Origin of the sequence: Paraburkholderia sp. HP33-1, from assembly GCF_021390595.1 — a bacterium.
In the GTDB taxonomy this organism is placed as follows: domain Bacteria; phylum Pseudomonadota; class Gammaproteobacteria; order Burkholderiales; family Burkholderiaceae; genus Paraburkholderia.
In genome coordinates, this window is sequence record NZ_JAJEJR010000001.1 from 1,554,042 (window position 1) to 1,572,629 (window position 18,588).

General features: G+C 64.6%; 17 protein-coding genes. 14 read left to right on the forward strand and 3 right to left on the reverse strand.

Translation table 11 applies throughout. The features are described from left to right. Nucleotides 1-41 precede the first annotated feature (41 nt). Nucleotides 42-866 (forward strand): ABC transporter permease, encoded by an 825-nt coding sequence (locus L0U81_RS07065; protein ID WP_233801168.1) that lies wholly within the window; start codon nt 42-44, stop codon nt 864-866. A 66-nt stretch (nt 867-932) separates the two neighbouring features. On the opposite strand, the gene L0U81_RS07070 is transcribed toward L0U81_RS07065, so the two are convergent. After that, nucleotides 933-1,907 (reverse strand): NADPH:quinone oxidoreductase family protein, encoded by a 975-nt coding sequence (locus tag L0U81_RS07070; RefSeq protein ID WP_233801170.1) that lies wholly within the window; start codon nt 1,905-1,907, stop codon nt 933-935. A 309-nt stretch (nt 1,908-2,216) separates the two neighbouring features. Here L0U81_RS07070 and surE point away from each other — a divergent pair, with 309 nt between their 5' ends. From surE to rlmD, 6 genes are all read left to right on the forward strand, one after another. Continuing rightward, nucleotides 2,217-2,975 carry a 5'/3'-nucleotidase SurE gene (surE, locus tag L0U81_RS07075; RefSeq protein ID WP_233801172.1) on the forward strand — a complete coding sequence of 253 codons (759 nt, stop codon included), beginning with the start codon at nt 2,217-2,219 and terminating at the stop codon, nt 2,973-2,975. After that, nucleotides 2,972-4,159: a protein-L-isoaspartate(D-aspartate) O-methyltransferase gene (locus L0U81_RS07080; protein WP_233801174.1), complete on the forward strand. Its 1,188-nt coding sequence runs from the start codon at nt 2,972-2,974 to the stop codon at nt 4,157-4,159. The genes surE and L0U81_RS07080 overlap by 4 nt, the downstream gene beginning before the upstream one ends. A gap of 5 nt (nt 4,160-4,164) precedes the next feature. Then, nucleotides 4,165-5,115 carry a peptidoglycan DD-metalloendopeptidase family protein gene (locus L0U81_RS07085; protein WP_233801176.1) on the forward strand — a complete coding sequence of 317 codons (951 nt, stop codon included), beginning with the start codon at nt 4,165-4,167 and terminating at the stop codon, nt 5,113-5,115. Nucleotides 5,116-5,126: 11 nt separating this feature from the next. Then, nucleotides 5,127-6,218 carry an RNA polymerase sigma factor RpoS gene (rpoS, locus tag L0U81_RS07090; protein WP_233801178.1) on the forward strand — a complete coding sequence of 364 codons (1,092 nt, stop codon included), beginning with the start codon at nt 5,127-5,129 and terminating at the stop codon, nt 6,216-6,218. Between the two features lie 4 nt (nt 6,219-6,222). Further along, nucleotides 6,223-6,999, forward strand: coding sequence for a 3'-5' exonuclease (locus L0U81_RS07095; protein WP_062129378.1), 777 nt, complete (start codon nt 6,223-6,225; stop codon nt 6,997-6,999). Between the two features lie 106 nt (nt 7,000-7,105). After that, complete coding sequence (rlmD, locus tag L0U81_RS07100) at nt 7,106-8,536, forward strand: 23S rRNA (uracil(1939)-C(5))-methyltransferase RlmD (protein WP_233801180.1); 1,431 nt, start codon at nt 7,106-7,108, stop codon at nt 8,534-8,536. 93 nt (nt 8,537-8,629) lie between these two features. Here rlmD and L0U81_RS07105 read toward each other — a convergent pair whose 3' ends face one another. Further along, nucleotides 8,630-9,490, reverse strand: a complete 861-nt coding sequence (locus tag L0U81_RS07105) for an outer membrane protein assembly factor BamD (protein ID WP_233801182.1) — start codon at nt 9,488-9,490, stop codon at nt 8,630-8,632. 38 nt (nt 9,491-9,528) lie between these two features. Here L0U81_RS07105 and L0U81_RS07110 point away from each other — a divergent pair, with 38 nt between their 5' ends. Then, on the forward strand, nt 9,529-10,788 hold the full coding sequence (locus L0U81_RS07110; protein ID WP_233801184.1) for an RluA family pseudouridine synthase: 1,260 nt from the start codon (nt 9,529-9,531) through the stop codon (nt 10,786-10,788). Next, nucleotides 10,785-11,648, forward strand: a complete 864-nt coding sequence (gene pgeF / locus L0U81_RS07115; RefSeq protein WP_233801186.1) for a peptidoglycan editing factor PgeF — start codon at nt 10,785-10,787, stop codon at nt 11,646-11,648. Before L0U81_RS07110 ends, pgeF begins: the two co-directional genes overlap by 4 nt. 54 nt (nt 11,649-11,702) lie before the next feature. On the opposite strand, the gene L0U81_RS07120 is transcribed toward pgeF, so the two are convergent. Beyond that, nucleotides 11,703-11,924 (reverse strand): hypothetical protein, encoded by a 222-nt coding sequence (locus tag L0U81_RS07120; RefSeq protein WP_233801188.1) that lies wholly within the window; start codon nt 11,922-11,924, stop codon nt 11,703-11,705. A gap of 329 nt (nt 11,925-12,253) precedes the next feature. Here L0U81_RS07120 and phaC point away from each other — a divergent pair, with 329 nt between their 5' ends. From phaC to L0U81_RS07145, 5 genes are all read left to right on the forward strand, one after another. After that, nucleotides 12,254-14,068 (forward strand): class I poly(R)-hydroxyalkanoic acid synthase, encoded by a 1,815-nt coding sequence (gene phaC, locus L0U81_RS07125; protein ID WP_233801190.1) that lies wholly within the window; start codon nt 12,254-12,256, stop codon nt 14,066-14,068. A 199-nt stretch (nt 14,069-14,267) separates the two neighbouring features. After that, nucleotides 14,268-15,449: an acetyl-CoA C-acetyltransferase gene (locus L0U81_RS07130; protein ID WP_233801192.1), complete on the forward strand. Its 1,182-nt coding sequence runs from the start codon at nt 14,268-14,270 to the stop codon at nt 15,447-15,449. Nucleotides 15,450-15,651: 202 nt separating this feature from the next. Then, nucleotides 15,652-16,392, forward strand: a complete 741-nt coding sequence (locus L0U81_RS07135) for a 3-ketoacyl-ACP reductase (protein ID WP_233801194.1) — start codon at nt 15,652-15,654, stop codon at nt 16,390-16,392. Nucleotides 16,393-16,528: 136 nt separating this feature from the next. Beyond that, on the forward strand, nt 16,529-17,146 hold the full coding sequence (gene phaR, locus L0U81_RS07140; protein WP_018432058.1) for a polyhydroxyalkanoate synthesis repressor PhaR: 618 nt from the start codon (nt 16,529-16,531) through the stop codon (nt 17,144-17,146). A 346-nt stretch (nt 17,147-17,492) separates the two neighbouring features. Further along, nucleotides 17,493-18,536: a tRNA dihydrouridine synthase gene (locus L0U81_RS07145; RefSeq protein WP_233801196.1), complete on the forward strand. Its 1,044-nt coding sequence runs from the start codon at nt 17,493-17,495 to the stop codon at nt 18,534-18,536. Nucleotides 18,537-18,588 lie beyond the last annotated feature (52 nt).

Genomic DNA, 18,588 nt, shown 5'->3' on the forward strand with positions numbered 1-18,588 from the left:
AAAGAAGACGTTTTCAACAATCGTCCAAGGCAAACCAAGTCATGTGGAAGACCTTGCGCCCGAGCCGGGCGAATCTGGTGATCTGGCAGTGGCTGCTGCTCGCGCTGTGCTTCGTACTGTGGTACGTGCTGACGAGCCCGACGCTATTGCCGCCGTTCTATTTCGACGATCCGAACAAGGCGGCGTTCTTCTTCGGCGAGCCGCAGCAAGTACTGCTGCGGATCTGGGAATGGTTCACGGGCGGCGAGATCTATCTGCATCTGTGGATCACGCTCGTCGAGACCGTGCTCGCGTTCGTGTTCGGCACCGCGATCGGGCTCGGCGTCGGCCTCTGGCTCGCGCTCGCGCCCACCGCGAGCGCGCTATTCGATCCGTACGTGAAGGCCGCGAACTCGATGCCGCGCGTGATTCTCGCGCCGATCTTCGGCGTGTGGTTTGGACTCGGCATCTGGTCTAAGGTCGCGCTCGGCGTCACGCTGGTGTTCTTCATCGTGTTCTTCAACGTCTATCAGGGCGTGAAGGAAGTGAGCCCTGTCGTGCTCGCGAACGCGCGCATGCTCGGCGCGAACCGCAAACAGCTGCTGCGCTTTGTCTATCTGCCGAGCGCGATGAGCTGGGTGTTTTCGAGCCTGCATACGTCGGTGGGGCTCGCGTTCGTCGGCTCGGTGGTGGGCGAGTATCTCGGCTCGGCGCGCGGTGTCGGCTATCTGATCCTGCAGGCCGAAGGCACGTTCGATGTCAACACCGTGTTCGCGGGGATTCTGGTGTTGACCGCGTTTGCACTGATCCTCGACGCGATCGTCGGGACGGCGGAGCGCCGTTTGATGAAGTGGCAGCCTCGCACGGGGGATACGGAGAAGCTGTGAGGATTGACTGCAAGCGGCGCGGCGCCTGAAAAAGCGTTCGGCCGCCGCGCCGATTTGCATGCCGCGTTACGGCGTAATCACCACCTTGCCGATCACGCGACGCTCCGCCATGTCGCGCAGCGCGCGGCCGGTTTCGTCGAGCGAATAGCGGGCGGACACGTAGGGCTTGAGCTTGCCCTCGCGAATCCAGCCGGTCATCTGCTCGAAGGCCGCGTGATTGCGCTGCGGCTCACGCTTCGCGAAGTCGCCCCAGAACACGCCGACGACGCTCGCGCCCTTGAGCAACATCAGGTTCAGCGGCAGCTTCGGGATCTCGCCGTTCGCAAAGCCGACCACGAGATAACGTCCCCGCCAGCCGATGCTGCGAAACGCCGGCTCCGCATAGGCGCCGCCGACCGGGTCGTAGATCACGTCCGGGCCCTTGCCATCGGTGAGCGCCTTGATGCGCTCGCGCAGATCCTCGGTGCTGTAGTTGATCGTCGCGTCCGCGCCGTGCTTCACGCAGGCCGCGAGCTTTTCATCGCTCGATGCTGCCGCGATCACGCGCGCGCCGAGCGCCTTGCCGATTTCGACGGCCGCGAGCCCGACGCCGCCGGCCGCGCCGAGTACGAGCATCGTCTCACCAGGCTGTAGCGCGCCGCGATCGACCACCGCGTGATGCGAGGTGCCGTACGCGAGCGTGAATGCGGCCGCAAGTTCGAACGGCACGTCGTCGTCGAGCGGTACGCAGGCCGCGGCGGGCGCGAGCGCCTGCTCGGCGAAACCGCCGGAGCCGGTGAACGCGGCGACGCGCGAGCCCGGCCTGAACTGCGTGACCCCTTCGCCCACCGCACGCACGATGCCCGCGGCTTCCGAGCCCGGCGTGAACGGCAACGGCGGCTTGAACTGGTATTTGTTCTCGATGATCAGCACGTCGGGGAAATTGACGGCAGCGGCCTTCACGTCGATCACGACGTGGCCAGGCGGCGCTTCGAGATCCGGCAGGTCGTCGACGACCAGGCTCTCGGGCGGCCCGTACTGATTGCAGCGAATCGCGCGCATCGTGTCTCCATATCGTTCAGGGTTCGCAACGTTTTCGAGTGTAAAGCAAAGCGCACGACCGTGCGGTTTATTGCGACGCGGACGCGACCGGTCGCGCAACCTGTATTGCATTGCACAGCACGAAACACACACAATGCCGATCCAGCGACGATCGTGCACGGCATCAGGTTCAATGCAAAGCAGCATCTTTGCGTTCGACGCAAGCATGAGCGCGCCCGAAAAATACGGGCTCGCACGACTGTTGTGCCTGCCACGCCGGCACGCGGCCATGTCGTTCGCGTGCAATCTTTCCTCGGTTACAATCGGCGCATGCGAATCCTACTCAGCAACGACGACGGTTATCTGGCGCCGGGCCTCACCGCGCTTTACGAAGCGCTGAAGCCGATCGCCGATGTCACCGTGATGGCCCCCGAACAGAACTGCAGTGCCGCGTCGAATTCCCTGACGCTGTGGCGGCCGCTGTCGGTCCTGCGTTCGGCGAACGGTTTCTACTACGTGAACGGCACGCCGACCGACTCGGTGCACATCGCGCTGACCGGCATGCTCGACCATAAGCCGGACCTCGTCGTGTCGGGCATCAACAACGGTCAGAACATGGGCGACGACACGCTGTATTCCGGTACCGTCGCGGCCGCCACCGAAGGCATCATGTTCGGCGTGCCGGCCATCGCGTTTTCGCTCGTCGACAAGGACTGGGCGCATCTTGAAGACGCGGCGCGCGTTGCCGCCGAAATCGTCGCGCACTATCTAGAGCGGCCGTTGCCGGGACATCCGCTGCTGAACGTCAATATTCCTAACCTCCCGTACGACGAGTTGCGCGGCTGGCAGATCACGCGGCTCGGCAAACGGCATCCATCGCAGCCGGTGATCCGCGAAACCAATCCGCGCGGCGAGCCGATCTACTGGATCGGCGCCTCGGGCCAGGCACGCGATGCGAGCGAAGGCACGGACTTTCACGCGGTTGCCAACGGCGCCGTGTCGATCACGCCGCTGCAGCTCGATCTGACCTACACGCAAATGCTGCCCGCGGCGCGCGACTGGCTGCGCGCAGGCAGCGGCGCTTCATGACCGGCGAGCGCGCGAAGCGTTTTCCGCTCGGTCTCGAGGACCTGGTGCGCGAACCGCGCCGGCCCGACGGACGCCCGGGCGAGATGCGTGCAGCGGCGCTCGCGGCGAGCGCGGCGTTGAATGCGCGGCAGCAATCGGCGAAACCGACGCAGGGCGGCGCAGCCGCGCGAGCGCAGGCAAGGACGCCCGCGGCTGCGCAAGCTACGCCGGCAACGCGACCCCAGGTGATTCCCCAGGCAAAGACGCAAGGCGCTTCGTCGGGCACGGCAACGGCAGCGACCGGTGCGATGCCGCCGAAGCCGCAGGCCGCGCCAGTCGCGAGGACAGCTGCGAACGCGTCGGCTGGTGCGTTGGCGGGGCAGCCGGTCAAGCAAGCGGCGAAGTCGTCGGTCAAGTCCGTCAAGACCTCGACACATGCGCCTCACCATGGCGCACGCGCGAAGCCGTCGCCCCTTGTATCGCCAGCGCAGCAAGCCGCGAAACCCGCGCCGAACGCCGCGCTTACCGGTGCAACGAGCGGCGCGATGAACAACGCATTGGCGCTGACCTCGGAACGGGTTCGTGAACGAATGGTCGAACGCCTGCGAACCAATGGCGTGACCAATCAGCGTGTGCTGAACGCGATGGCGGCGGTACCGCGCCACATGTTCGTCGATCCGGGACTCGCGGCCCAGGCGTACGAAGATGCCGCGCTGCCGATCGGCCATCACCAGACCATCTCGAAGCCGTCGGTGGTCGCGCGAATGATCGAGCTCGCGGCGGCCGGGCGCGCGCTGAACACCGTGCTCGAAATCGGCACCGGCTGCGGCTATCAGGCGGCGGTGCTGAGCCAGGTCGCGCGCGAGGTTTATTCGATTGAACGCATCAAGCCGCTGTCCGAACGCGCGAAGACGAATCTGCGTCCGCTGCGTATTCCGAATATCCGGCTGCACTACGGCGACGGGCGGCTCGGTTTGCCGTCGGCGGCGCCGTTCGACGCGATCGTGATTGCGGCGGCCGGGCTCGACGTGCCGCAGGCGTTGCTCGAGCAGCTTGCGATCGGCGGACGTCTGGTTGCGCCGGTCGGCTCGCAGGAAGGACAGAGCCAGGTGCTGACGCTGGTCGAGCGCCTCGGGCCCGCGCAGTGGCGCGAGTCGCGGCTTGATCGCGTTTTCTTTGTACCCTTAAAATCCGGAGTGATTTGACACCGATGAGTATGTTGCGCGCGATGCACAGAACCACCCCGAATATCCCCATGACCGTAACCCAGCGCAGCGTGTGCGTGCTCGCCTTGCCCCTGTTGATGACGGCCTGTGCATCCCGGCTCGACCAGGCGCCCGTCGTCGACCGCTCCGGCGCGGGCACGCTCGCCACCACGCAGGGCGCGGCGCAGCCGGCCGTGCCGCTCGGCCCGCCGCCGCCCGGCTACTATCGCGTGAAGCCGGGCGACACGCTGTACCGCATTGCGCTCGAAAATGGCCAGAACTACCGCGACATCTCGGCGTGGAACAACCTGAGCAATCCGAATCAGATCGAAGTCGACCAGTTGCTGCGCGTTGTGCCGCCGGGCGCGAATACCGCGGCCATGACGCCGGGCGTGGCGACCGCGCCGATCGGCAGCGCGGGCGCGGTGCAAAGCGCACCGCTGAACAGCAACGCGCCGGCCGTGGTCGGTGCCGCGATGGCGCCGCTCTATGGTTCGGCGACGAACGGCGCGCCCGCGAATGGTGCGGTTGCTACTTCTCCGGCCAATCCCTCTGCGGCGAGCGCCGACACAGGCAGCGCCGCGACGGGCAACGTCGCCTTCGCATGGCCGGTGCGCGGTCCGCTGCTCAATACGTTTAACGACTCGACCAACAAGGGCGTCAATATAGGCGGCTCCGCGGGCGACCCGGTCAAAGCGTCGGCGGATGGTCGCGTCGTCTATGCCGGAAATGGGCTGCGTGGTTACGGCAATCTCATTATCATCAAGCATGATGCAACTTATCTCACCGCGTATGCACACAACCGCGCTTTGATGGTAAAAGAGGGGGACGCGGTAACGAAAGGGCAGAAGATCGCAGAGATGGGCAATAGCGATTCCGACCGCGTGATGTTGCATTTCGAAGTTCGCCGACAGGGTAAACCAGTTGACCCACTGAAGTATTTGCCGCCGCAATAAGCGATACGACCATGCCGAAATCGAAGCGCCGCCCGCCGCAAGCCGAGTCTGAGAAGATCAGCGAAGTCACGTCCGCCGCAGCGGTCGACGAAAGCGGTGCTTCGGAAGTGGAAGAGGAGGTCGTCGAGGAGCGCGATCTCGACGAACGTCAGAGCGGCCTCGACGACAGCGAGGGCGCTGACGCGCGCGAAGGCACCGCCGACGCAGTGCCCGACGCTGACGATTTCCGCGCTCTGCTGCAGGCCGAACTCACGGCCGACACAATCCAGCATTATCTGAACCGCATAAGCGTGAAGCCGCTGCTCACCGTCGAGGAAGAGCAGAAATATTCGCGCCTTGCCAAGGCCGGCGAGTTCGAAGCGCGGCAGGTGATGATCGAGCGCAATCTGCGGCTGGTCGTCAGCATTGCCAAGGGTTATCTGAATCGCGGCGTGCCGCTGCTCGATCTGATCGAGGAGGGCAACCTCGGCCTCATGCACGCGATCGAAAAATTCGATCCGACGCGCGGCTTCCGTTTTTCGACCTACGCGACGTGGTGGATCCGCCAGAGCATCGAGCGCGCGATCATGAACCAGGCGCGCACCGTGCGATTACCCGTGCATGTGATTCGTGAGCTCAACCAGGTGTTGCGCGCGAAGCGCCATCTGGAAAAGAACTCGATGAACTCCGGCGAGGCGGCCGAGCGGCGCGACGCGAGCATCGACGACATCGCCTACCTGACCGGCAAGACCACCGACGAAGTCACCGACATCCTCGCGCTGAACGAGCACACCGCGTCGCTCGATGCACCGCTCGACCTCGATCCGGCGAGCAGCCTGCTTGATCTGCTGTCCGACGACCAGAGCCAGTCGCCCGACGCCGAGGTGCAGCATCGCGAGCTCGAAACGCTGACGCGCGCGTGGCTCGCGCGTTTGTCGGACAAGCACCGCCACGTAATCGAGCGGCGCTTCGGTCTGAATCATATCGAGCCCGCCACGCTCGAGGAGCTGGCAGACGAAATGGGCCTCACGCGCGAGCGTGTGCGCCAGATCCAACAGGAAGCGCTGGTGCGACTGAAGCGCTTCTTCGCCTCAAACGGTGTCCGCAAAGACGCCGTTCTCTGAACTAATGACACCGATTCTTGTTTTCGACATCGAGACGATTCCCGATGTCGCCGGCATCCGCCGTCTTGAAGATCTGCCCGCGTCGATGAGCGACGCCGAAGTCGCGGAGCACGCGTTCGCCGCGCGCCGCGAGAAAACCGGCAGCGATTTTCTGCCGCATCACCTGCAACGGGTTGCGGCGATCTCCTGCGTGTTCCGCGACAACAACGGTTTTCGCGTGCGCTCGCTCGGCACGCCCGAGGACGGCGAGGCGACGCTCGTGCAGTCGTTCTATCGCGTGATCGAAAAGTACACGCCGCAGCTCGTGTCGTGGAACGGCGGCGGTTTCGATCTGCCGGTGCTCAACTATCGCGCGCTCGTCAACGGCATTCCCGCCTACCGGTTCTGGGATCTCGGCGAGGACGACCGCGACTTCAAGTGGAACAACTACATCAGCCGCTACCACGCGCGTCACACAGACCTGATGGACGTGCTCGCGATGTACCAGGCGCGCGCGAACGCGCCGCTCGACGCACTCGCGAAAATGTGCGGCTTTCCGGGCAAGATGGGCATGGACGGCAGCCAGGTGTGGCAGGCGTTCCAGCAAGGGCGCATCGAGGAAATCCGCAACTACTGCGAGACCGACGTCGTCAATACGTACCTGCTGTATTGCCGCTTCCAGCTGATGCGCGGCGGCTTTTCGCCGTCGGAGTATGCTGATGAAATCAATCTTGTGAAGAACGCGCTGGCGCTGGAAACCGCGCCGCAGTGGGCCGAGTATCTGGCCGCGTTCGAGCAGTAAGCTCGCGCGAGCAGGGCCTGGGCGCGGTCCGCACCGCATCGCAGGCAAGCCCGACGCTTCGTCTACAATCTCGCCTTTTCCCCACAGCTTGTCAGGAAGTCCGCAGGTGTCCCGAACTGCCCCCCAACGTCGCTCGCCGCGGCGCTCATCGAAACATGCGAAGGCGCACGCCCCGGCGGCGGCGCCCGTCATTACCGGCAACGAGCCGGTCATCGAAATCGTTTCGCTCGACATGGAAGCGCGCGGCGTAGGCCGCATCGAGAGCGAAGACGGAACGCCAGGCAAGGTCGTGTTCGTCGAAGGCGCGCTGCCGGGCGAGCGCGTCAGCTACGCGACGCATCGCAGCAAGCCGAAATTCGAGCAGGCCGAAGTCGTCCAGGTGTTCCGCGAAAGCGTCATTCGCACGACACCGAAATGCACGTACTTCAACACTTGCGGCGGCTGCTCGATGCAGCATCTCGACATGCGCGCGCAGGTGGCGGTCAAGCAGCGCGTGCTCGAGGACAACCTGCAGCATCTGGCGAAGCTGCGCCCTGAAACGGTGTTTCGGCCGATTCACGGGCCGTCCTGGGGTTATCGCTATCGCGCGCGGCTCGCGGTGCGCTATCTGCCGGAGCGCGGCGGCATGCGCATCGGCTTTCACGAGAAGAAGAGCAGCTACATCGCCGACATGAAGACCTGCGAGGTGCTGCCGCCGCATGTGTCGGCGATGCTGATGCCGCTGCGCTTCATGGTCCGCAAGCTGTCGATCTACGACCGCATGCCGCAGCTGGAGCTTGCGGTCGGCTCGTCGGTCACGGCGCTCGTCGTGCGCAACCTCGAACCGCTGACGGCTGAGGACGAGCAGGTGCTGCGCGAGTTCGCCGACGAGCACAAGGTGCAGTTCTGGATCCAGCCGGGTGGTCCCGACACGGTCACGCCGCTTTATCCGCTCGACGTGCAGCTCGACTACACGCTGCCCGAATACGGCATCCGCATGCCGTTCAAGCCGACCGATTTCACGCAGGTCAATCACGCCATCAATCGCGTGCTGGTGAGCCGCGCGTTGCGCCTGCTCGCGCCGGCGCGCACCGACCGCGTGCTCGACCTGTTCTGCGGGATCGGCAACTTCACGCTGCCGCTCGCGCGAATCTCGCGGGAAGTGGTCGGCATCGAGGGCAGCGAAGTGCTGACCCAGCGCGCGCTCGCGAACGCGGAGCTGAACGGCGTCGCGGGGCATACGTCGTTCGAGAGCCGCAACCTGTTCGAAGTCACCGCCGACGACCTGCGCGCGCTCGGTCACTTCGACAAGTTTCTGGTCGACCCGCCGCGCGAAGGCGCACTCGCGATCGCGAAGGCGCTCGCCGAGATCGCGCAGAGCGGCAACGGGCCGCTGCCGAAGCGCATCGTCTACGTGTCATGCGCGCCGGCCACGCTTGCGCGCGATGCCGGCCTGCTCGTGCACGAGGCCGGCTATCGGCTGGTGGGTGCGGGCGTCGTCAACATGTTTCCGCATACCTCGCACGTGGAATCGATTGCGCTGTTCGAGCGCGACTGAGTCTCGGGGCGCGCATAAAAGAAAACGCCACGACCGAGGTCGTGGCGTTTTTGCTTTCAGACGACGGTCAGTGTGCCGTCGGCAAGTGGGGCGTCAGAACTGCCACCAGGACTTCTGCGTGCCGGGCCGTGCGCGGCCGGTGACGTACGGGCTGTCGGGGAAAGTGCCGGCCAGCACGCGACGCGTGTCGTCGGCGAGTTGCTGGTTGTTCAGCTTCTCGTACGACAGGATCATGATGTGCAGCGCGTCTTCGATGGCCGGCGCGTTCTTGTATTCGCGCAATGCGAGCTGCGCGCGGTTGATCGCGGCGACATAGGCGCCGCGGCGGTAGTAGTAGTCCGCCGCGTGGACTTCGTGCGACGCCAGCGCGTTGACGATGTAGCGCATGCGCTGTGCGGCGTCCGGCGCGTACTTGCTGTTCGGGAAGCGGTCCACCACGACCTTGAACGCGTCATACGACTCGCGCAGGGACTTCGGATCGCGCTCGCTCATGTCCTGGCCTGAGAAGCGGCCGAACAGACCGAGGTCGTCGTTGAAGTGGATCATGCCCTTCAGGTAGTACGCGTAGGCGATGTCCGGGTGATCCGGGTGCAGCTGGATGAAGCGGTCGATGGCCTGGTCGGCGGCGGCGTTTTCGTTGTCTTTCCAGTTGCAGTACGCGACGTTGATCTGCGCCTGCTGGGCGAAGTGGCCGAACGGGTCGCGGCCCTCGAGCAGCTCGAAATACTTCGCGCACTTGCCCCAGTCACCACCGGTCAGGGCGTCGTTCGCCTCCGTATATAATTTGTTGTTGGCCCACGTGGCCGTTTCGTCGGTCTTTTCCGGCAGGCCGTGGCAAGCCGCAACAGCGACGACGGCTGCAGCGCACGCAACGTATCCGGCCACTTTCCGGGCCGCCTTCTTGATGGCCGCCAAATTGATCGCCGCTTCAGTGATGGTGTTCAAGGCTCGCATTTTCCAGTCTAGCTTTACGTCCAGGTGACCCAGACTCAATGACCCGCTCAAATACTCCAGGCACCGCAGGCGCCGGGAATAGCAACAAAGATTATAGCGTAAGCGCCGACCCCGCCGACGCGTTGGGCGTCGATTCCCTCGACGACGATTTCGCCGGCGACGCGCTCGCCGCAAGCAGTCCGCAAGGGGCCGCGGTCGCGGCGGCAGCCGTGCCCGGTCGCGCGGCCGACGAAGCGCCGCGCCGCGTCGTCGTGCCCGACGAATTGGCCGGCGAGCGCCTCGACAAGGTGGTCGCAAAGGTATTCCCGGAGTTCTCGCGCAGCCGTCTGCAAAGCTGGATCGAGGCCGAGCGGGTGCGCGTCGACGGCAAGCCGGCGAAGATCCGCCAGCCGGTGCCGCTCGGAGCCACCATCGAACTCGAGCCCGATCTGCTGCCCGAGCAGCTCGCCTTCACGCCCGAACCGGTACCGCTCGACATCGTCTACGAGGACGACACGCTCGTCGTCATCAACAAGCCGGCCGGCATGGTCGTGCATCCGGCCGCCGGCAACTGGAGCGGCACCGTGCTGAACGGTCTGCTGTACCGCTATGGCGCGGCGGCGGCCGGTCTGCCGCGCGCGGGCATCGTGCACCGGCTCGACAAGGAAACGTCGGGGCTGATGGTGGTCGCGCGCACGCTCGAGGCGCAGACCGACCTCGTGCGCCAGTTGCAGGCGCGCACGGTGAAGCGCCGCTATCTCGCGCTCGTGTGGGGCAACATGCCCGATGAAGGCACGATCGACGCGCCGATCGGGCGCGATCCGCGCGAGCGCACGCGCATGGCCGTGGTGACGGGGGCGGCCGGCAAGCCGGCGCGTACCCACTTCAGGCGCGTGAGCTCGGCGATCTGGCAACGCCAGCCGGTCACGGCGATTCATTGCGATCTGGAGACGGGGCGTACGCATCAGATTCGCGTCCATTGCGCGCATATCGGCCATCCGCTGCTCGGAGACCCCGTGTACGGACGCGCGCGCGGCAAGCGCTCGGTCACGCCGCTGCCGGACGGTTTCGCGCGCCAGGCGCTGCATGCGTGGCGGCTCGGGCTGATCCATCCGAAGACCGGCCGCTCGATGCAGTGGCGCGCCGACGTGCCGGCCGATATCGAGGCGTTGTCGGCGGCGCTCGGTCTGGGTCGCGACGATACGGTCGAGTTCGACGACGCGTATGACGAGGATGAGGACTACGATGCATCGTTCGACGACGCCGCGTACGATGAAGGCGGCGATCACGACGACCATGACGAGGACGATCAAGCATGAACACGAACTTGCCGGAGCTGGGTTTTGCCGATGTCGTGCAGCCCGCGTGGAACGTGTCGCCGCGCGTGCGTGCGCTCGTCACCACGCGCGACGGCGGCGTCAGCGACGCGCCGTTCGGGCGCTGGCGCGACGGCGCTGATCAGCCTGGCGGTCTCAATCTGGGCATGAAAACCGGCGACGACCCCGCCGCCGTCGCGAGCAATCGCGCACGGCTCCTCGCGCTCGCCGGTGTTCGCGAGGCCGCCTGGCTCGAACAGATCCACGGCGCCGGTATCGTGCGCGCCGAGGACGCGCTCGCGTACGCGCGCGAGCACGGCGCGCCGGCGCGCGCCGACGCAAGCGTCACCGATCACGCGGGCATCGCGTGCATCGTGATGGTCGCTGATTGCATGCCGGTGCTGTTGTGCGATGAAGCGGGACGCGCGGTCGGCGCCGCGCATGCGGGCTGGCGCGGGCTCGCGGCGGGCATCGTCGAGCAGACCGCCGCGCGTGTCGCCGCGCTGGCGGGCGTGCAGGCGAGCGAACTGCACGCGTACCTCGGACCTTCGATCGGGCCCAGCGCATTCGAAGTCGGCCCAGACGTGCGTGACGCGTTCATGACTGGCGTCGACGGCGCGCAACGCGAGGCGACCTCGAACGCATTCGTCACGCATCCGGAGAATGCCGGCAAATATCTGGCCGATCTGCCGGCGCTCGCGCGCCTGCGCCTGCAACGGCTCGGCCTCACGCGAGTCAGCGGCGGTGATCTATGCACGGTCGCGCTGCGCGAGCGGTTTTATTCCTATCGACGCGACCGCGAAACTGGCCGCATGGCCGCATTGATCTGGATCGACAATCAGGCGCAAACCATTGCCGATTAATTTGGCAGGGCGCGCGAGAGCGTCTCGTCATACGTTTAAAATCGAACGGTGGTTTTATTTCGGGTGAATACGCGCGGGTTCGTGATTGTCGAACGCCACTGCGGAGGTGTCGTTGAACACCTGTTCCGCGGCCTTCACGCCTATTTTTTGTTGCACTGCCGGAATACCCGCCGATAGCGCGAATCGGCCGCCGGCAACGTGGCGGCGCGCACAAATAAACAGGCTTAAATGCCATGCACGGTGGGAGTTTTTTGATTTGCTCGTAGCGCGATTCATTTGACTCGCAAAAGTGCGATTTGCCATACAGGGAAAACGATAATTAAAAAACTATCGCACTGCGGCAAAATCGGGAACAAGCATTGACATGCCTTGTGATGGGGAGCAAGAATGTTCCTCCCGAGCTCCACGTCGTACCTGGGACAGGGCGTGACGAGGTCGCGAGCAATCGCTACGTGCGCACGAACCTGCCTCTCAACCCGTCCGTAAGGACTTTCCGGTCAAAAGCAGGCATGGCAGCATCTCATTCCTCAGCTTCCCCTAGCACGGACTCCTCGAAGGAGCACACGCGGCAGGCCGGTATGAGCGGTGCATCGTCAACCGCAGGCATGCAGCAATTTCTCGACGCCTGGATGAACGCATGGCGTTCGTTCGGCGTGCCACCCAACGGCACGTCGTTCCAGGTGCCCTCAATGCCGCAGATGCCAGACCTTGCGCAGATGGCGGCGGGCTTTCCGCAAATGCCGGCGTTTCCCGGCATGCCCGATTTCAGCAAGCTGGCCGTTGGCGCGTTGCCGTCGTTGCCGGGGCTGAGCATTCCCACCGCCGCGATTCCGCCGGAGCGTTTGCAGAAGCTGCAGACCGACTATTCGCGCGAGGCGATGGAACTGATCCAGCAGGCCACCATGTCGGCGATCAAGCCGCCCGCACTCAAGGACCGGCGCTTCAGCGCGGACGCCTGGAGCGAGGCGCCGGTCTATGCGTTCACCGCCGCATGGTATCTGCTGAACGCGCGCTATCTGCAGCAGATGGTCGACGCGCTCGACACCGAGCCGAAAATGCGCGAGCGCATCCGCTTCGCGGTTCAGCAGTGGACCGCGGCGGCCTCGCCGAGCAACTTCTTCGCATTGAATCCCGAAGCGCAGAAAACGCTGCTCGACAGCAAGGGCGAGAGCCTGCGCCAGGGCGTGATGAACCTGCTCGGCGACATGCAGCGCGGCAAGATTTCTCAAACCGACGAATCGCGTTTCGCGGTCGGCGAGAACCTCGCGAACACCGAGGGCTCTGTCGTGTTCGAGAACGATCTGCTGCAACTGATCCAGTACAAGCCGCGCACGCCGACCGTGCGCGAACGGCCGCTCCTGATCGTGCCGCCGTGTATCAACAAGTTCTACATTCTCGACCTGCAGCCCGAGAACTCGCTCGTCGCGCACGGGCTCGATTCGGGCCACCAGGTGTTCCTGATTTCGTGGCGCAATGCGGATCAGTCGGTCGCGCACAAGACGTGGGACGACTACATCGGCGAGGGCGTGCTCACTGCGATCGACACCGTCAGCAAAATCAGCGGCCGCGAGCAGATCAACACGCTGGGCTTCTGCATCGGCGGCACGTTGCTCGCCACCGCGCTGGCGGTGGCGGCGGCGCGCGGCGAACATCCGGCCGCGTCGATGACGCTGCTCACCGCGATGCTCGACTTCTCCGACACGGGCGTGCTCGACGTGTTCGTCGACGAGGCGCACGTGCAGATGCGCGAGCAGACCATCGGCGGCAAGAACGGTGCGCCGCCCGGACTGATGCGTGGCATCGAATTCGCGAACACGTTCTCGTTCCTGCGCCCGAACGACCTCGTGTGGAACTACGTCGTCGACAATTACCTGAAGGGCCGCACGCCGGTGCCGTTCGACCTGCTGTACTGGAATAGCGACTCGACCAGTGTGCCGGGACCGATGTACGTCTGGTATCTGCGCAACACGTATCTCGAGAACAAGCTGCGCGTGCCGGGTGCGCTCACCACCTGCGGCGAGCCGATCGATCTGTCGAAGATCGACGTGCCGACCTTCATCTACGGTTCACGCGAAGACCATATCGTGCCGTGGCAAACCGCGTATGCGTCGGTACCGCTGCTCACCGGGCCGCTGAAGTTCGTGCTTGGGGCGTCGGGCCATATCGCCGGTGTGATCAATCCGCCCGCGAAGAAAAAGCGCAACTTCTGGAAGCTCGATACCGATGCGAAGACGCTGCCCGAATCCGCGGACGAATGGTTCGACGCGGCGACCGAAGTACCCGGCAGCTGGTGGCCCGAATGGACCGAGTGGCTCGATCAGTACGGCGGCAAGAAAGTGAAGCCGCGCGCCACGCCCGGCTCCGACGAATTCCCGGTCATCGAGCCGGCGCCTGGCCGCTACGTGCGGCAAAGGGAGTAAGGTTTCATATACAGGCTCGACGCGCGTGTCCGACGGTCGTTCTGGCGTTGCCTATCGCACGCGGTCGGCCGGTGTATAGATGTATGACAGGTGAATGAGCGTCTGGTTGATGAAGGCGTGTGAGCAACGCAAGTTGCGACGCAATTTTTAACGTAACGGGCTGCGGTGCGGTTGGCCGAGGTGCCCTGAGGATATGGAAATGACTGATGTTGTGATCGTATCGGCCGCTCGTACTGCAGTGGGCAAATTTGGTGGGTCGCTGGCCAAGGTTGCCGCACCTGAACTTGGCGCGATAGCGGTGCGCGCCGTACTCGAACGGGCAGGCGTGAAGCCGGAACAGGTGAGCGAAGTGATCCTGGGCCAGGTGCTGACGGCGGGCTCCGGTCAGAACCCCGCGCGTCAGGCGCTGATCAAGGCGGGCTTGCCGTCGGCCGTGCCGGGCATGACGATCAACAAGGTTTGCGGCTCCGGTCTGAAGGCCGTGATGCTCGCGGCCAACGCGATCATCGCCGGTGACGCGGACATCGTCGTGGCAGGCGGCCAGGAAAACATGAGTGCCGCGCCGCACGTGCTGCCTGGTTCGCGCGACGGTTTCCGCATGGGCGACGCGAAGCTGATCGACTCGATGATCGTCGACGGCCTGTGGGACGTCTACAACCAGTACCACATGGGCGTGACGGCTGAGAACGTCGCGAAGGAATACGGCATCACGCGCGAGCAGCAGGATGCATTCGCGGCGCTGTCGCAGAACAAGGCGGAAGCCGCGCAGAAGGCAGGGCGCTTCAATGACGAAATCGTGCCGGTCGAGATTCCGCAGCGCAAGGGCGAACCGCTGCGCTTCGTTACCGACGAATTCGTACGACATGGCGTGACCGCTGAATCGCTGGCGGGCCTGAAGCCGGCGTTCTCGAAGGAAGGCACGGTCACGGCGGCGAACGCATCGGGTCTGAACGACGGCGCGGCGGCGGTACTCGTGATGTCGCTGAAGAAGGCGGAAGCGCTCGGCCTCACGCCGCTCGCGCGCATCAAGGCGTACGCGAACGCGGGCGTCGATCCGAAGGTGATGGGCATGGGCCCGGTGCCGGCTTCGCGCCGCTGCCTCGAGCGCGCGGGCTGGACGCCGGCCGACCTCGACCTGATGGAAATCAACGAAGCGTTTGCCGCGCAGGCGCTAGCCGTCCACAAGCAGATGGGCTGGGATACGTCGAAGATCAACGTGAACGGCGGCGCGATTGCGATCGGCCACCCGATCGGCGCGTCCGGTTGCCGGATTCTGGTCACGCTACTGCACGAAATGCAGAAGCGCGATGCGAAGAAGGGGCTGGCGTCGCTGTGTATCGGCGGCGGTATGGGTGTCGCGCTCGCGGTCGAGCGCATTTAAAGTACGCTGGGTAGGCCGCGCGCATTCGCGACCGTTCGCGCGCGGCCTCTTGCCGGCAGGAGGCATCTGGCCGCGCGGCAACAGGTGACGCGCGCCGGCCGTGCACATTGCCAGTCGGTCGCCCGGCGGCAGCGCGAACCAGCATCAGGCGAGGCACGAGGCCGCCGGCAGGCGCCTCGACAACGATAACGGAGTGTGGTTTATGACACAGCGAATTGCGTACGTAACGGGCGGCATGGGCGGCATCGGCACCAGCATCTGCCAGCGTCTGCACAAAGAGGGCTTCAGGGTGGTCGCAGGCTGCGGCCCGAATTCGCCGCGCCGTGCGAAGTGGCTCGACGAGCAGAAAGCACTCGGCTACGATTTCGTCGCCTCCGAGGGCAACGTCGGCGACTGGGAATCGACCAAGGCCGCATTCGACAAGGTCAAAGCCGAAGTCGGCGAGATCGACGTGCTGGTCAACAATGCCGGTATCACGCGCGATGTCGTGTTCCGCAAGATGACGCACGAAGACTGGACGGCGGTGATCGACACCAACCTGACCAGCCTCTTCAACGTCACCAAGCAGGTGATCGACGGCATGGTGGAGCGTGGCTTTGGCCGCGTGATCAACATTTCGTCGGTGAACGGCCAGAAAGGCCAGTTCGGCCAGACCAACTACTCGACCGCGAAGGCCGGCATTCACGGCTTTACGATGTCGCTCGCGCAGGAAGTCGCGACCAAGGGCGTGACGGTCAACACCGTGTCGCCGGGGTACATCGGTACCGACATGGTCAAGGCGATCCGCCCGGACGTGCTGGAAAAAATCGTCGCGACGATTCCGGTGCGCCGCCTCGGTCAGCCGGACGAAATCGGCTCGATCGTGGCGTGGCTCGCATCGGAAGAATCGGGTTTTGCCACCGGCGCTGATTTTTCGCTGAACGGCGGCTTGCATATGGGCTGAGCCATCGGCGCGCCGGCCCGCAAGGCGGTGCGCTTCGGCTCAGATCGTTTCGCCGGCGTCCCGGCTGGGCAATGGTCCGATTGCGCAGCCCGGACGCCGTTTCCGCGTTTGCTAAACTCGAGCTTAAAGGCGTTACATGACTACTACTACAAAGAAAACGGCCGAACGACTGATCAAGAAATATCCGAATCGTCGGCTCTACGACACCGAGACGAGCACCTACATCACGCTGACCGATGTAAAGCAACTCGTGCTCGATCAGGAAGATTTCAAGGTGATCGATGCCAAAAGCAACGAGGACCTGACGCGCTCGATCCTGCTGCAGATCATTCTCGAAGAGGAGAGCGGCGGCCTGCCGATGTTCTCGTCGTCGATGCTGTCGCAGATCATCCGGTTCTACGGTCATGCGATGCAGGGCATGATGGGTACGTATCTGGAAAAGAACATCCAGGCCTTCATCGACATTCAGGCGAAGCTCGCCGACCAGTCGAAGAATCTCTATGAAGGCAAGGCGATGAACCCCGAAGTCTGGTCGCAGTTCATGAACATGCAGGCGCCGATGATGCAGGGCATGATGACCAGCTACATCGAGCAATCGAAGAACATGTTCGTGCAGATGCAGGAACAGATGCAGAACCAGGCGAAGACGATGTTCGCCACGTTCCCGTTCACGCCGGGCGGCGCAGTCAATGCGAGCAACGCGAGCAATGCGCCGGCTACGCCGCAGGGGAATCCGGAGCCGGAGAAGAAGTGACGCAATGAGTGGCGGCGGGGTCAGCTCGGGTTGACGAGGGCTTTTTTCGGGGAAGCCAGCGCACGCGAAGCCGACCTTCATCGTTGCAGCAGGATCCCGCGACTTGAGTACTGGCTGCGCCAGGGACTCGTCGGCTGCGTATCGTTTCCATTGAGCCACGTTGCCAATCTGGCGGCGCGGGTTCGCGTGAGTGAGTAGCCGTCGACGCGCTACAATGGCGGGCTGCTTGTGCCGTTCCCGTTTTCCTTCCGCTGGACCCACCCTATGTTTCCGATCGTCCCCCTGATCGTGTCAGCGTCGGCTGCACGTATCAATCTCCGCTGACCCGCCGTTCACCCACATCCTTATGAGCCGGCTGTTTCTCGCCCCGATGGAAGGGCTTGCGGACTATGTGCTGCGCGACGTGCTGACGAGCGCGGGCGCTTTCGACGGCTGCGTGTCCGAATTCATCCGTATCACAGGCTCGCTGCTGCCGACGCGTGTCTACGAGCGCGAGGCGCCCGAAATCCTGCACGCGAGCGTGACTGCCAGCGGCACGCCGATGGTGATCCAGCTGCTCGGAAGTGATCCCGCATGGATGGCGCGCAATGCCGCGCATGCGGCCACGCTGTCGCCCTACGGTATCGACCTGAACTTCGGCTGTCCTGCCAAAGTCGTCAATCAGCATGGCGGCGGCGCGATGCTGCTCGCGAACCCGCAGCTGCTGAACCGGATCGTGTCGGCCGTACGCGCCGCGGTGCCGGCCAATGTCGCCGTGACGGCAAAAATGCGCCTCGGCGTGTCCGACACGTCGCGGGCGATCGAATGCGCGCAGGCGCTCGCGGACGGTGGTGCGGCCTCGCTCGTCGTGCATGCGCGCACGCGTGACGACCGCTACCGGCCGCCTGCCCACTGGGAGTGGATCGCGCGCATCGACGACGCCGTCGACGTGCCCGTCATCGCGAACGGCGAGGTCTGGACCGTGGCGGACTGGGAGCGCTGCCGCTCGATCAGCGGCTGCTCGGACGTGATGATCGGGCGTGGCGCCGTGTCGGACCCGTTCCTCGCGCAGCGGATCCGCGGGCTCATGGACCCGTGTCCGTCGGCCGACGAATGGCAGCGGGTGTTGCGTTCGATCGTCGGCTACATGAACAAGCTGCGGGCGCGCGGCACGCTGAGCCACGAGCATGGCCGCGTCAAGAAATGGCTGAGCTACCTGCAGCGCACCTGGCCGCAAGCGGCCGAACTGCACGCGGCGATCCGTCGCGTGCAGGACTCTGACGAAATTCTTACGGTAATCGGCCAGGCGCTGGCGGCCGGGGGCGCGTCGGCGCCGTCGCGTCAGGACGTTTTCGGCGACGAAAATTGCGAGCTGGATCAACCCGATCCGGTCGAGCCCATCCCCGTTTGAAGACTAGAATTCAAAGACTTACGAGCGGTAGCGGTGGCGAACCGCTACAATT